Raw genomic sequence first — 14594 nt, 5'->3', positions numbered from 1 at the left:
CGCCACGACGGATGCGGAGTTCTCTGGCATACGGGGGGAGTGCGAGCGCACTACACGGGGGCGGACGAACGGCGGGAAACACAGCCAAGCAGTAACTCCTCGGCGGATTGGGGCGCTTTCGATGACACCTACACTCGTGCAGTCGCACCTCCCGCGCGCGGGCACCTCCCCTCGTGTGGATCAGTGTGCACGCGCGCGTGACTGGGCGGAGATCCAGGAGCGGATGCTGGTCCCGCTCTATGAAGCGGTGTACGAACGACTTGAAGTGGGCACGGGAAGCCGCCTGTTGGGCCTCGGCTGCGGCTCCGGACTCGCCCTCCTGATGGCGGCCGCTCGCGGCGCCTCGGTCACCGGCGTCGACCCCTCGGCCCCCGAGCGCCTCGCGCTCGCCCGGGAGCGGCTGCTGCCGGAGTCCGCGCGGGACACCGGCCCGCGCGGCGACACCCGGCTCGTCGAGGGCGGCCCCGCCGACGCGGCGGACCCGGGCTCGGCCCCGTACGACGTCGTCACCGCGTTCCAGCCGATCGGGTGCATGGCGGGCGACTCCGAAGGGCTCGCGCAGCTCCTGGAGACCGCGGCGCCGCTCGCCGAGCGCGGCGCGGCCGTGGTGCTCGCCGGGTGGGGCCCGCCGGAGCGCTGTGCGACGTCGTCGGTGCTGCGGGTGGCCACGAAGCTCGCCGACCCCCTGCGCAGCCCCGGCAGCTGGCGCCCGGCGCTGCGTGACGACCTGGAGGAGGTCGCCAAGAGTGCGGGCCTGCGGCCGGACGGCTCGGGCCGGGTCGCCTGCCCCTTCGGGTACGCGGACCTGGCGAGCGCGGTGCGCGGCCTGCTGTCGACGGGCCTGTTCGACGCGGCGATCGGGGCGACGGACCAGGTGCAGGTCGACAAGGAGCTGACGGAGGCGCTCCATCCGCACCGGCGGCGCGACGGCACGGTGTGGATGCCGAACGTGTTCCGGTACCTGATCGCGCGCACGCCCTGACCGCGTGCATGCCCTGACCGGTCGGCCCGCCGCACCAGGACGGCGGCGGGTGATGAGATCTGTCAGCTGTCCTTGGTCAGCCTGGTGATCCCCGCGATCCGGTACGCGGCCGCCTCCTCCAGCGTCTCGTTCTCCAGGAGGGCGGCGGCGAGGTCGTCCAACTGGCCGCGGTGTTCGCGCAGTTGGCGGCAGGCGCTCTCGTAGCACTCGTCGACGATCCGCCGCATCTCCCCGTCGATCGTGTCGAGGGTCTCCGGGGCGGCGGCGAGCCCGTATGCCTGCTGGGCGTCGCCCGGGAGCGCGGAGAGGCGGCCGACGCGTTCGCTCATGCCCCAGCGGCCGACCATGCCGCGGGCGATGTTGGTGACCTGCTCCAGGTCGTTCTCGGCGCCCGTCGTGATGACTCCGTAGACGACGTGTTCGGCGGCCATGCCCCCCAGTGCGCCGATGATGCGGCCGCGCAGGTACTCCTCCGTGTACGCGTACTTGTCGGAGTCCGGGGTGGACAGGGTGACGCCGAGGGCGCGGCCGCGCGGCACGATGGTGATCTTGCGGACCGGGTCGGCGCCGGGCTGCAGCATGCCGAGCAGCGCGTGGCCGCTCTCGTGGTAGGCGGTGCGCCGCCGCTCCTCCTCCGGCATCACCAGGGGGCGTTCGGCGCCCAGTTGGACCTTCTCCATGGCTTCGGAGAGGTCGGACTGGCTGACGGTCTTCTGCTTCTTCTTGACGGCGAGGAGGGCTGCCTCGTTGGCGAGGTTGGCGAGTTCGGCGCCGGTCATCCCCGGTGTCGTACGGGCGACCTGGGCGAGGTCGACGTCGGGGGCGAGCGGGATCTCGCGGGTGTGGATCTCGAGGATGGCCTCGCGGCCGCCGCGGTCGGGCGGGGAGACGTTGACGACCCGGTCGAAGCGGCCGGGGCGGGTCAGGGCCGGGTCGAGGATGTCGGCGCGGTTGGTGGCGGCGAGGACGATGACGCCCTCGGCGCCGGAGAAGCCGTCCATCTCGGTGAGGATCTGGTTGAGGGTCTGCTCGCGTTCGTCGTGGCCGCCCATGCCGCTGCCGCCGCCGCGGGCCCGGCCGATGGTGTCGATCTCGTCGATGAAGATGATCGAGGGGGCGACCTTGCGGGCCTCGGCGAAGAGCTCCCGTACGCGCGAGGCGCCCACGCCCACGATCATCTCGATGAACTCGGAGGCGGAGGCGGAGAAGAAGGGCACCTCGGCCTCGCCCGCGACGGCCCGGGCGAGGAGCGTCTTGCCGGTGCCGGGCGGGCCCGCGAGCAGCACGCCGCGGGGCATCTTGGCGCCCATCTTCCGGTAGGCGTCGGGGTTCTTGAGGAAGTCGACGACGTCGTTGAGCTCGCCCTCGACCTCGTCGATGCCCGCGACGTCCGCGAAGGTCGTGCGCTTCTTGCCCGGCTCCAGCTCGACGGGCTTGGGCGGCTGCTTGCGGCCGAGCATGCCGCCGGCGCCGCCCATCCCGGAGCTCATGCGGCGCGCGATGAAGATCCACAGCACCACGAGGAGCAGCATCGGGGCGAGCGAGATGAGCAGGTTGGACAGGAAGCTGCGCTCCTGGACGACGGGCTCGGCGGTGACCGTGACGTTGTGCTTGGTCAGGTCGTCCCAGAGCTTGTCGTCGGCGAAGGCCGGGCGCTGCGTCTTGAACTTCGTGTACTTGCCGTCGCCGTCCGGGTCCTCCTGGGCGCTCTTGAGCTGGCCCTGGATCGCGTCGCCCTTGGAGTAGATCTTCGTGACGTTGCCGGAGTCGACCTGCTTGGCGAACTCCGTGTACGAGATCGTCGGCTCGTCGCCGTCGTTGAAGAAGGACAGGACGAGGTTGGCGATGAGGTAGACGATGAGGGCGGTGAGGATGAGGCTGCCCCAGCCGCCCGGCATCTTCCGCTTCGGCGGGGGCGCGGGCGGCGGCGGGGGTGCGCCTTCGGAGCGCCACGGTTTCTCGGGCGTCTGACGCGGCGGCACGGGGTTGCTCATATTCGGACGTTACGTCACGAACTGGGACCCGGCATGTGATCCGGAATGCGACGAGGGCGCCCCCTGTGACACACGGGGCGCCCCACCGGACGTACGGGATGGGCCTCGCTCAGCCCATGAACTTCTTGAACTCGTCGGGCAGCTCGAAGTCCTTGCCGCCCTGGCCGCCCGGCAGGCCGAAGGCGCCGCCCGGCTGGCCCGGCTGCTGCTCGGCCTGCTCGCGGCGCGTGGCCGCCTCGAGCTCCTGCTGCTTGCGCTTCATGGGGTTGCCGGAGCGCTGCTTGCCCTTGGCCTGCTTCTGCTTCTTCTTCTGCCGGCCGGCGCCGCCGCCCATGCCGGGCATCCCGGGCATGCCCGGCATGCCGCCGCCCTGGGCCATCCGCGACATCATCTTGCGGGCCTCGAAGAACCGCTCGACCAGGTTCTTGACGGCGCTGACCTCGACGCCGGAGCCCTTGGCGATACGGGCGCGGCGCGAGCCGTTGATGATCGAGGCGTCCGCCCGCTCGGCCGGGGTCATCGACTTGATGATGGCGGCGGTGCGGTCGACGTCCCGCTCGTCCAGGTTGTTGATCTGGTCCTTGATCTGGCCCATGCCGGGCATCATCCCGAGCAGCTTGCTGATGCTGCCCATCTTCCTGACCTGCTCCATCTGGGCCAGGAAGTCGTCGAGCGTGAAGTCCTGGCCCTTCTTGGAGGCCAGCTTCGAGGCCATCTTCTCTGCCTCTTGCTGCGAGAAGGTCTGCTCGGCCTTCTCGATCAGCGTGAGCATGTCGCCCATGCCGAGGATGCGGGAGGCCATGCGGTCCGGGTGGAACGCGTCGAAGTCGTCGAGCTTCTCGCCGTTCGACGCGAACATGATCTGCTTGCCGGTGACCTGCGCGATGGAGAGCGCGGCACCACCGCGGGCGTCGCCGTCGAGCTTGGACAGCACGACGCCGTCGAAGCCGACGCCGTCGCGGAACGCCTCGGCGGTGTTGACGGCGTCCTGGCCGATCATGGCGTCGACGACGAAGAGGACCTCGTCCGGGCTGACGGCGTCGCGGATGTCCGCGGCCTGCTGCATCAGCTCCTGGTCGATGCCGAGGCGGCCCGCGGTGTCGACGACGACCACGTCGAACTGCTTGGTGCGGGCGTACTCGATGGAGTCCTTGGCGACCTGGACCGGGTCGCCCACGCCGTTGCCCGGCTGCGGGGCGTAGACGCCGACGCCCGCGCGCTCGGCGACGACGGAGAGCTGGTTGACGGCGTTGGGGCGCTGCAGGTCACAGGCGACGAGCAGCGGCGAGTGGCCCTGCGCCTTGAGCCACATGCCGAGCTTTCCGGCGAGCGTCGTCTTACCGGCGCCCTGGAGACCGGCGAGCATGATGACGGTCGGCGCGGTCTTGGCGAAGCGCAGGCGGCGGGTCTCGCCACCGAGGATGCCGATGAGCTCCTCGTTGACGATCTTGATGACCTGCTGGGCCGGGTTCAGGGCCTGGGAGACCTCGGCGCCGGTCGCGCGGTCCTTGATCTGCTTGATGAAGGCGCGGACGACGGGCAGGGCGACGTCCGCCTCGAGCAGGGCGATACGGATCTCGCGGGCCGTGGCGTCGATGTCCGCCTCGGACAGGCGTCCCTTGCCCCTCAGAGTCTTGAAGGTATTCGCCAAGCGGTCGGAGAGAGTATCGAACACGGCGCTCGTCGGTCCTCGGAGTCGGGGGCAGTTCGGATTGCCCTCCAGGGTATCTGCACGGAAACGGTTGCTGGCCCCTGCCTGCTGGGATTGGCGGCCCCCGGCTGGTGGGGCCACGCACGCCGGGCACACCCAGGGGGCCGTGCCCGGCGCCGCACGCCCTGCGCCTCACCCCCGCAGCGCCCCCTCCACCGACCGCGCCACCTCCACCGCCCGCTCCCCCGGCAGCGGCGCCCCCTCGGTGCCCGTCCCACCCGTCCCGGTGTCCGTCACATAGAAGGCGTCCACCGCGTTGGCCCCCAGGGTCGACACATGGGCCGAGCGCACCCGCACGTCCGCGCCCTCCAAGGCCCGCCCGATGCGGTGCAGCAGCCCGGGGGCGTCCTGGGCGCGCACCTCGATGACCGTCGCACGGCGTGAGCCCGCCGAGGCGACCGTCACCCGGGGCGGCGGCGCCACCGTGCCCCGGCGCCGCGGATAGGCGGCGTCGCGCTCGGCGAGCCGGGCCACGATGTCGAGGGAGCCGTCGAGGGCGCGCACCAGGTCGGCGCGGAGCCGGGCGGCCTGGGGCAGGGAGCCGTACTGGGCGGAGACGCGCCAGTTGAGCAGGAGAACGGAGGCGGGCGCCTCGCTGCCGGGCGCCTCCCGGCCGGGCGCCTCCCGGCCGCTCTGCTGACCCCCCAGATCGTCGCTGCCCCGGCGGACGCCCTGCCGCCCGCCCTCGAGCACATCCGCCACCCCGAGCGACCGCAGCTCCGCCGTGCGCACCCCGAGCCGGTGCATCGCGAGCACCCCGGCGACCGCGGGCAGCACCCCCGGCTGCTCGGGCACGGCGATCAGGAGCTCCACGCCGAGGGGTTCGGGGTCGGCCGCGGCGGAACCGGCATCGGCGGTCGGCGGCTCCGTCTGGGCCCGCAACGCCAGGACCGGCGCCCCCGTGCGGTACGCCTCCACGGCGAGCCGCTCCTGTTCGGCGGTGGGCGCCGGGTCGGACACGTCCGCGGGCTCGCCCCCGGCCAGCACCGCCGCGACCCGCTTGACCAGGTCGGCAACGAGCGAGCCCCGCCACGACGACCAGGCGGCGGGCCCGGTGGCGAGCGCGTCGGCCTCGGTGAGGGCGTGCAGCAGTTCCAGGGTGGAGGTCGAGCCGACGGCGTCGGCGACGGAGCGGACGGTCGCCGGGTCGTCGAGGTCGCGCCGGGTCGCGGTGTCGACGAGGAGCAGGTGGTGGCGGACGAGGGTCGCGACGGTGGCGACGTCGTCGCGGTCGAAGCCGATGCGGGCGGCCACGTCCTTCGCGATGATCTCGCCCGCCTGGGAGTGGTCGCCGGGCCAGCCCTTGCCGATGTCGTGCAGCAGCCCGGCGACGAGCAGCAGGTCGGGCCGGCCCACGCGCCGGGTCAGCGCGGAGGCCCGTACGGCCGTCTCGACGAGGTGCCGGTCCACGGTCCAGGTGTGCACGGCGTTGCGCTGGGGGCGGCACCGCACCCGCTCCCAGTCGGGAAGCAGCCCGGCGATGAGGCCCTCCGCCTCCAGGGCCTCCCACACCTCGACGGTGGGGCGCCCGGCGCCGAGCAGCGTCACCAGCTGCTCGCGGGCCTCGGCGGGCCAGGGAGTGGGCAGCGGCCGGGCGACGGCTGCGAGCCTGCGCACGGCGTGCAGGTTCAGCGGCAGCCCGGCCTGCGCGGCCGCGGCGGCGGCGCGCAGCGGCAGCACGGGGTCGCGCTCGGGCCGGGCGGCACGGGCGAGCACCACTTCGCCGTCCTGCTCGACGACGCCTTCGGCGAGCGGCGACCGCTCGGCCGTCCCCGCCTTCCCTGCCTTCCCGCCGCCCAGCATGGCGCGCAAACGGGGCCTGACGGCGCGGGACTTGATGACCCGGCCGACCTCGCGCCAGGTGACGTCACTGGCGTACGCGATGGTGCGCGCGGCCTCGTACACCTGGCGCAGCAGTGTGTCGGCGTCCAACAGGCCGAGTTCGGCGGCGACTTGGTCCTGTTCCTGGAGGGCGAGCCGGTCGGTGGCGCGGCCGGTGGTGAGGTGCAGGGCGTCGCGTGCGTCGAGGAGGCGGCGGCGGGCGTTGTCGAGGCCCTCGCGGGGGGCGTCGGCGAGCCAGGACGCGGCGACGGCGCGCAGTGCGGTGGCGTCGCGCAGTCCGCCCCTGGCCTCCTTCAGGTCGGGTTCGAGGAGGTACCTCAACTCGCCCTGCCGCTCGGCCCGTTCGGCACACAGGTCGCGCAGCTCCAGGAGCCGCTTGGGGGCCTGGTTGCGCCAGTCGGCGAGGATCGTGGTGCGCAGGGCGGCGGTGAGGCCGAGGTCGCCGGCGAGGTGGCGGGCGTCGAGGAGGCCGAGGTGGACCTTGAGGTCGTCGCCGGCGGTCTTGCGGGCCTCGGCGGGGGTGCGCACGGAGTGGTCGAGGGCGAGGCCGAGGTCCCAGACGGGGTACCAGAGGCTGTCCGCGAGGGCGGCGACGGCGCCGGGTTCGGCGGTGCCGTCGTGCAGCAGCAGGAGGTCCAGGTCGCTGCGCGGCGACAGCTCCCCGCGCCCGTATCCGCCGACGGCGACGAGCGAGATCCCTCCCCACTCGCTTGCCGCATCCGTGAAGAGCCCGGCGAGCCAGTCGTCGGTCAGCTCCGCGAGGGCCGCACGGCGCGGCGGCCCGGACTGCGCCCCCTCCTGGAGGAGGCGCAGCCGGGCCGCCGCGTAACCGCTGGGTCCCGAGTCGTCTGCTTCGGTCGTCACGTCGTCCACACTCGTCACCCAGCGACTCCGTTCCCTCTGTTCTTCGAGCGCTCTAGAGCGCGTCCGGGCCGCGTTCGCCGGTCCGGACCCGGACCGCCGTGTCGACGGGGACGCTCCAGACCTTGCCGTCCCCGATCTTGCCGGTGCGGGCGGCCTTCACCACGACTTCGAGGAGCTGTTCGGCGTCGTCGTCCTCGGCGAGGACCTCGATGCGGATCTTCGGTACGAGGTCGACGGTGTACTCGGCGCCCCGGTAGACCTCGGTGTGGCCGCGCTGGCGCCCGTATCCGCTGGCTTCGGTGACGGTCAGGCCGTGGACGCCGAAGGCTTGCAGGGCTTCCTTGATCTCGTCGAGCCGGTGGGGCTTGACGACGGCGGTGATGAGCTTCATGCGTCCACCTTCTTGGCCGGGGCGGTCTTGGCGTCCGGTACGGGCCCGGGGACGGTCGTGCGGGGCGCGGTGCCGCCGCCCGCGCCGCTGAAGTCGTAGGCGGTCTCGGCGTGTTCGGCCTGGTCGATGCCGGTGACCTCGTCGTCCTCGGGGACGCGCATGCCCATCGTCTTGTCGATGAGGAAGGCGAGGGCGGCGGAGGCGACGAGGGAGTAGCCGAGGACCGCGCCGACGCCCGCGCACTGCTTCCACAGCTGGTCGAAGCTGTGGTCGCCGTAGAAGACGCCCGCGGCTTCGGACTGGCCGCCGCCGGTGGCGAAGAAGCCGACGAGCAGGGACCCGGCGACACCGCCGACGAGGTGGACGCCGACGACGTCCAGCGAGTCGTCGTATCCGAACTTGAACTTGAGGCCGACGGCCATGGCGCAGAGGAGACCGGCGATGGCCCCGATGGCGATGGCGCCGAGCGGCGAGCAGGAGCCGCCGGAGGGGGTGATGGCGACGAGTCCGGCGACCGCGCCGGAGGCGGCGCCGAGGGTGGTGAACGCGCCGTGGCGGATCTTCTCGTACGCGAGCCAGGCGAGCATCGCGGCGGCGGTGGCGACCTGCGTGTTCACGAACATGAGCGCGCCGACGCCGTCGTCGTTGCCGAGCCAGGACCCGGCGTTGAAACCGAACCAGCCGAACCACAGCAGGCCCGCGCCGAGCATCACCAGGGGCAGCGAGTGCGGGCGCATCGGGTCCTTCTTGAAGCCGACGCGCTTGCCGATGACGAGGATCACGCCGAGCGCCGCGGCACCGGCGTTGATGTGCACGGCCGTGCCGCCCGCGAAGTCGATGACGCCCATCTCGAAGGCCCAGCCGCCGGTGCCCCACACCCAGTGCGCCACCGGGAAGTAGACGACGATCGCCCACAGCGTGATGAACAGCGCCCACGCGGTGAACTTCACGCGGTCCGCGAGGGCACCGCTGATCAGGGCGGGCGTGATGATCGCGAACATCAGCTGGAACACGGCGAAGACGTAGATGGGGATGGTGTAGCCGTCCCACAGCTCGGTCTTGCCGATGCCGCTGAGCCCGACGAAGTCGCCGTCCCAGCCGAAGAGGCTGCCGTGGTCGGTGCCGAAGGCGACGGAGAAGCCGAAGAGGACCCAGAGGATCGTGATGATCCCGAGGCTGATGAAGCTCATCATCAGCATGTTCAGGGTGCTCTTGACGCGGACCATGCCTCCGTAGAAGAAGGCCAGGCCGGGCGTCATCAGCATCACCAGTGCGGAACAGATGAGCATGAACCCGGTGTTGGCGGCAGACAGGTGCGGGGTGTCTGCGGCAAGCGTGATGCCTGGGGGCATCGGAGTCTCCTCGTCGTCGTATGCGGCCCGTGGGGGCGGAGCCTGAGCGGTGCCATGAGGGGGTGGGCCGGTGATGCGCCATGAGGTTGGCGCAGCGCGGTTTCCGTCGATGCCCCTCGATGTTTCGCCGCAGTGACGAAGAGGGCGTGCGTGTTACGCACACATGAACCGCCGGGTCAGGGCGGGCGCGGTTTCCTACCCTGTGCCGACGACAGCAACCGGCCGCGGCGGCCATCCGTGGACCTTGGCGTGGGGGGAGCCGGTCGGCCTTTTCCGGATGGACCGGCCACGGCCGGAGTCCTGGGGTGCGGGCGTCGCTAGACGGCCTCCGCGGTCTCGGGCATCTCCAGGGCGAGCTGCTCGGTGAGCCGGACGACCTCGCCGACGTCCCCGAAGTCGCGGACGGCGGTGTCGACGGTCTTGCGGAGCCGGGTGTTGACCCTCTCGGAGCGGACCTTCTTGGCGATGGTGAGGGCCTGCCCGGCGAGCTCGGCGGACTGCTCGGGCTCCTTGTGGAGCAGGTGCACGGTGGCCATCCCGATCAGGTTCAGGGCGTACGACCGCTGGTGCTCGGGGTCCTTGCCGAAGAGCTCGACGGCGCGCTCCATGACGGGCTCGGAGAGCGAGGCGTAGGTGGGGCTGCGTCCGGCCACATAGGCGAGGTCGCGGTAGGAGTGGGCGTTCTCCCCGTTCAGTTCGGCCTCGGAGAAGAAGCGGATCCAGTCGGGCTCGGGCTCGTGGAAGTCGTCCGCGTCGGCGAAGGTGTCCTCGGCCATGCGCACGGCCCGCTTGCACTTGCCGGGCTGGCCCATGTTGGCGTAGGCGCGGGCCTCCATCGCATACAGCATCGCCTGGGTGCGGGGGCTGGCGCAGTCGCGGCTGCCGTACTGGGCGAGGTGGATGAGCTCCAGGGCGTCGTCGGGACGGCCGAGGTGGATCATCTGGCGGCTCATGCTGGAGAGGATGTACGAGCCCAGCGGCCGCTCCCCCGCTTCCTTCGCGGCGTGCAGGGCGAGCACGAAGTACTTCTGGGCGGTGGGCTGCAGGCCCACGTCGTAGCTCATCCACCCGGCCAGCTCGGCGAGTTCACCGGCGACCTTGAAGAGCCGCTTCGCGGTGGCCTCGGGCTGCGGCTCCTGCAACAGGTCGGTGACTTCGTGGAGTTGACCCACGACGGCCTTGCGGCGCAGTCCTCCCCCGCACTGGGCGTCCCACTGGCGGAACATGACCGTCGTCGACTCCAGGAGGTCGAGCTCGGGCTTGGAGAGGCGGGCGGGGCGGCGCGAGGCGGACGGCGACTCGGACTCCTGCGCCTGCGCGAGCGAGGTGGGCACGAGCCAGCGCTGCATGGGCTCGATGAGGGCGGGCCCGGCGGCGAGGGCGAGCGAGGTGCCGAGGAAGCCGCGCCGGGCGAGCATCAGGTCGCTGCGGGAGAACTCGCTGATCAGCGCGACCGTTTGGGGCCCGGTCCAGGGCAGGTCGACGCCGGAGACGGAGGGCGACTGGTGGGCGGCGCGCAGACCGAGGTCCTCGACGGCGACGACGCAGCCGAACCGCTCGGAGAAGAGCTCGGAGAGGATGCGCGGAATGGGCTCGCGGGGATTCTCCCCGTCCAGCCAGCGGCGCACCCGGGAGGTGTCCGTGGAGATGTGATGCGCACCCAACTGCCGTGCCCTGCGGTTGACTTGGCGGGCGAGCTCGCCCTTCGACCAGCCGCTGCGCACGAACCAGGAGCCGAGCATCTCATTGGGGCGCTTCTCAGCGTTCGTACCGCTTCCGCCATTGCCGCCCACTGGAACGCCCCCATTCCTCAAGACACTTGTACGCGGGTCCACGCCAAGCCCTAACAGAATGCCGCGTCTTGCGGCCCTCCACCCGGAGAACGTCACCCATCGAACAGGAAACCGACTTGCCTCCGGCATACCCACGAGTGCATGAGCCTCAGAGCTCGTGCACTGAAAGTAATCCTACGATCACCCCTCCGGCGAGGGCGATCCCGGAAACGCCACCATTCGCCACCCCTTCGAATGAACTCCGGGCCCGCTCCACACGATTCACTTGACACTGCACATCCGAAAGGGACGAAGCGGAGTGCGCAGGGGCGCCCATCACCCGGCGCGCGACCGACCTGAGCGCCGGGCGCCGCGGCGCAAACAGAGGGTCACGATCCGATTCCGTGACGTAACCAGAGGGCAGTCGACCCGTTGGAGGGGGCATGGGCTTCACGATCGGCGGTATTCGGGGGACCAAAGAGCCCCGGTCCGGTTCACGTCGTCGCGGCCGCGCCTCGGAGCGCACCACGGTCGCCGAATTCACCGGACTCTGGGGCTGGGACGCGGTGCCCGGAGCACGCGCCCTGGACGGCCGGTGCTCCTGCGGGCGGGACGACTGCGCGACACCGGGCGCGCACCCCCTGCCCGGCGCACCCGAGCTGCCCGCCGGGGCGACGCTCGACGAAGTGACCGGCACCTGGGACCAGTTCCCGGGCGCCGCGATCCTGCTGCCGGTGGGGCGCGCCTTCGACATCCTCGACGTGCCGGAGACGGCGGGGCGCCGCGCGCTGGTGCGCCTGGAGCGGATGGGCATCCCGCTGGGGCCGGTGACGGTCACGCCGCAGGGGCGCGCACACTTCTTCGTCGCGCCGGGCGCCGCCGCCGAACTCCCGCAGCTGCTCTACCGGATGGGCTGGGACGACGCGGCCCTCGACCTGCACGGCCTGGGCCCGGGCAGCCACATCACGGCCCCGCCGTCCGACCGGGGCGGCCTCGGCCCCGTCCGCTGGCTGCGGCCGCCCGCCCTGGACTCGGCGACCAACCCGCCGCAGGCCCGGCTGCTCCTCGGGACACTGGCGTACGTGGCACACCGGTCCCCGGCGTAACGGCATCCCACAGCCGCCCAAGGTCGCCCAAGACGGAAGGGCCCCTCCGCATCTGCACCATGCGAAGGGGCCCTTCCTCGCGTACGACGGGACGCACGCGCTCTCGGTCTCAGTCCCCGATGAGGGCGTCCACGAACGCCTCGGGCTCGAACGGGGCGAGGTCGTCCGGACCCTCGCCGAGGCCCACGAGCTTGACGGGGACGCCCAGTTCGCGCTGGACGGCGACGACGATGCCGCCCTTGGCGGTGCCGTCGAGCTTGGTCAGGACGATGCCGGTGATGTCGACGACCTCGGCGAACACGCGCGCCTGGACGAGGCCGTTCTGCCCGGTCGTGGCGTCGAGGACGAGGAGCACCTCGTCCAGCGGGGCGTGCTTCTCGACGACGCGCTTGACCTTGCCGAGCTCGTCCATGAGCCCGGTCTTGGTGTGCAGCCGGCCCGCGGTGTCGATGAGCACCACGTCGGCGTCGTCGGCGATGCCTTCCTTGACGGCGTCGAAGGCGATCGACGCGGGGTCGCCGCCCTCGGGGCCGCGCACGGTGCGGGCGCCGACGCGCTCACCCCAGGTCTGCAGCTGGTCGGCGGCGGCGGCGCGGAAGGTGTCGGCGGCGCCGAGGACCACGGACTTGCCGTCGGCCACGAGGACGCGCGCGAGCTTGCCGGTGGTGGTGGTCTTGCCGGTGCCGTTGACGCCGACGACCATCACGATGCCGGGCGTCTCCAGGCCCGACTCGGTCTTCACGGCACGGTCGAAGTCGGTGCCGACGAGGGTGAGGAGCTCCTCGCGCAGCAGGGTGCGCAGCTCCTCCGGGGTGCGGGTGCCGAGTACCTTCACGCGCTCACGGAGGCGCTCGACGAGCTCCTGCGTGGGCGCGACGCCGACGTCGGCGGTGAGGAGCGTGTCCTCGATCTCCTCCCAGGTGTCCTCGTCCAGGTGCTCGCGGGACAGCAGCGTGAGCAGTCCCTTGCCGAGCGCGTTCTGCGAGCGGGAGAGCCGGGCGCGCAGCCGGACCAGGCGGCCGGCGGTCGGCTCCGGGGTCTCGATGACCGGGGCGGCGGGGGCGGCCGGGGCCTCCTCGACGGGCTCTTCGACGGCCGTCGGGGCTTCGGCGGCGCCGCCGGGGAGCTCCACCTCCTCGATCGTGCGGCGCGGTTCGTCGCGCGGCGTCTCGGCCTCGTCGCCGACCTGAGGTTCGGCGGGAGGGGCGGTGATGGTGGGGGCGGACGACGGAGCCTGCGAGGGCAGCTGCTTCTTCTTGCGGCCACTGACCACGAGCCCGCTGATGGCGCCGACCACGACCACGGCGATGACTACAGCAAGGATGACGATTTCCATAACCCACCCAGTATCGGCCATGGGCCCACCACAGGCCCAGATTGTGGTTTCCTCCAAAGAACATATGCGCATAGAGGGCATCACTCGGATTAAAGTACGATGGAGCTCGCCGCATCAACGCGCGTAGAGTCCATCGCGATCACCCCCACCGACGGATCGCGACGTTGCGAGCCGAGCGAGAGGCACGGACCCCACCCATGAGCACCACCGCCGAATCCGAAGGCGCCCTCGAGACACGCGGCCTCGAGCCCGTGCCGCACGCGGAGCGCACCGGCAGGACCCGCGAGTTGTTCCCCACCTGGGTAGCGGCCAACATCAGCGTCCTCCTGCTCACCATGGGCGCCGGCCTCATCGTCACCAACGGCCTCAACTTCTGGCAGGTCCTGGTCGTCTCCCTGGTCTCCCCCGTCCTGAGCTACGGCCTGGTCGGCCTCATCTCCATCGCGGGCAAGCGCGGCGGCTCCCCCGGCATGACGCTCTCGCGCGCGGTCTTCGGCCAGCGCGGCAACCTCTTCCCCGGCGCCCTCATCTGGGTCGCGCGCTGGGGCTGGGAGACCATCAACGCGGTCACGGGCGCGTACGCGATCCTCACGGTCCTGGACATCTGCTTCGGCGTCCAGCAGAACACCGCGCTGAAGGTCATCACGCTGCTCGCCTTCGTCGCGGCCACGTTCGTCATCTCGGGCCTCGGCCGCAAGGTCCTGCACATCTGCAGCACCTGGTCGACGTACCTCTTCGGCGCCTTCAGCGTCCTGGTGCTGATCTACCTGATCGGTCACACCGACTGGGACGAGGTCTTCTCCCAGTCCGCGGGCTCCACCGCGGCGATGATCGCGGGCATCGGCACCATCGCCGCGGGCGGCATCAGCTGGGTCCCCACCGGCCCCGACTTCACCCGCTACCTCCCGCGCACCGCCTCCAACAAGCCCCTGGTCGGCCACGCGGTCGGCGGCGCGGGCATCGTGGTCGTGCCCCTGGTCCTGATGGGCGCCGTCATGGCGGTCTCCACGCCGGGCCTGTCCAAGGCGGCCGACCCGGTCTCCTTCCTCGGCGAGCTGCTGCCGACGTGGATCGCGGTGCCGTACCTGATCATGGCCCTCATCGGGATGCTCCTGATCAACTCGATGTCGATGTACTCCGCGGGCTTCACCGCGATGACCCTCGGCATCAAGGTCCCGCGCGCGTGGGCGGTCAGCGTGAACGCGATCATCAGCCTCGTCTTCGGCTACATCCTGATGAACGTG

The 14594-nt window shown here is 71.6% G+C and carries 10 protein-coding genes; 3 read left to right on the top strand and 7 right to left on the bottom strand.

Annotation, left to right across the window (positions count from 1 at the left end; translation table 11 throughout):
• Positions 1-121 precede the first annotated feature (121 nt).
• Positions 122-982, top strand: coding sequence for a class I SAM-dependent methyltransferase (locus ACFWYM_RS11325; protein ID WP_384833596.1), 861 nt, complete (start codon positions 122-124; stop codon positions 980-982).
• Between the two features lie 62 nt (positions 983-1044).
• On the opposite strand, the gene ftsH is transcribed toward ACFWYM_RS11325, so the two are convergent.
• From ftsH to ACFWYM_RS11295, 6 genes are all read right to left on the bottom strand, one after another.
• A complete protein-coding gene (ftsH, locus tag ACFWYM_RS11320; RefSeq protein WP_384833593.1) occupies positions 1045-2976 on the bottom strand; it encodes an ATP-dependent zinc metalloprotease FtsH in 1932 nt (643 codons plus the stop codon).
• Between the two features lie 109 nt (positions 2977-3085).
• Positions 3086-4651: a signal recognition particle protein gene (gene ffh / locus ACFWYM_RS11315; RefSeq protein WP_384833590.1), complete on the bottom strand. Its 1566-nt coding sequence runs from the start codon at positions 4649-4651 to the stop codon at positions 3086-3088.
• 168 nt (positions 4652-4819) lie between these two features.
• The gene (locus ACFWYM_RS11310) at positions 4820-7402 is read right to left on the bottom strand and encodes a [protein-PII] uridylyltransferase (protein WP_384833909.1); all 2583 of its coding nucleotides are present in this window, start codon (positions 7400-7402) and stop codon (positions 4820-4822) included.
• 43 nt (positions 7403-7445) lie between these two features.
• Positions 7446-7784, bottom strand: a complete 339-nt coding sequence (locus tag ACFWYM_RS11305; protein WP_384833587.1) for a P-II family nitrogen regulator — start codon at positions 7782-7784, stop codon at positions 7446-7448.
• Positions 7781-9136 (bottom strand): ammonium transporter, encoded by a 1356-nt coding sequence (locus ACFWYM_RS11300; RefSeq protein ID WP_384833584.1) that lies wholly within the window; start codon positions 9134-9136, stop codon positions 7781-7783. The genes ACFWYM_RS11305 and ACFWYM_RS11300 overlap by 4 nt, the downstream gene beginning before the upstream one ends.
• A gap of 317 nt (positions 9137-9453) precedes the next feature.
• On the bottom strand, positions 9454-10929 hold the full coding sequence (locus ACFWYM_RS11295) for a hypothetical protein (RefSeq protein WP_384833581.1): 1476 nt from the start codon (positions 10927-10929) through the stop codon (positions 9454-9456).
• A 422-nt stretch (positions 10930-11351) separates the two neighbouring features.
• Here ACFWYM_RS11295 and ACFWYM_RS11290 point away from each other — a divergent pair, with 422 nt between their 5' ends.
• A complete protein-coding gene (locus tag ACFWYM_RS11290) occupies positions 11352-12014 on the top strand; it encodes a bifunctional DNA primase/polymerase (RefSeq protein WP_384833579.1) in 663 nt (220 codons plus the stop codon).
• 109 nt (positions 12015-12123) lie between these two features.
• Here ACFWYM_RS11290 and ftsY read toward each other — a convergent pair whose 3' ends face one another.
• Positions 12124-13350 (bottom strand): signal recognition particle-docking protein FtsY, encoded by a 1227-nt coding sequence (ftsY, locus tag ACFWYM_RS11285; RefSeq protein WP_384833576.1) that lies wholly within the window; start codon positions 13348-13350, stop codon positions 12124-12126.
• Between the two features lie 197 nt (positions 13351-13547).
• Here ftsY and ACFWYM_RS11280 point away from each other — a divergent pair.
• Positions 13548-14594: cytosine permease (locus tag ACFWYM_RS11280; protein ID WP_384833573.1), on the top strand; the 1047-nt coding region annotated here is incomplete at its 3' end.

Origin of the sequence: Streptomyces sp. NPDC059009, from assembly GCF_042740175.1 — a bacterium.
Classification (GTDB): Bacteria; Actinomycetota; Actinomycetes; order Streptomycetales; family Streptomycetaceae; genus Streptomyces.
The sequence above is the reverse complement of the archived record's forward strand: the minus strand, read 5'-3'. Positions and strand labels throughout refer to the sequence as shown.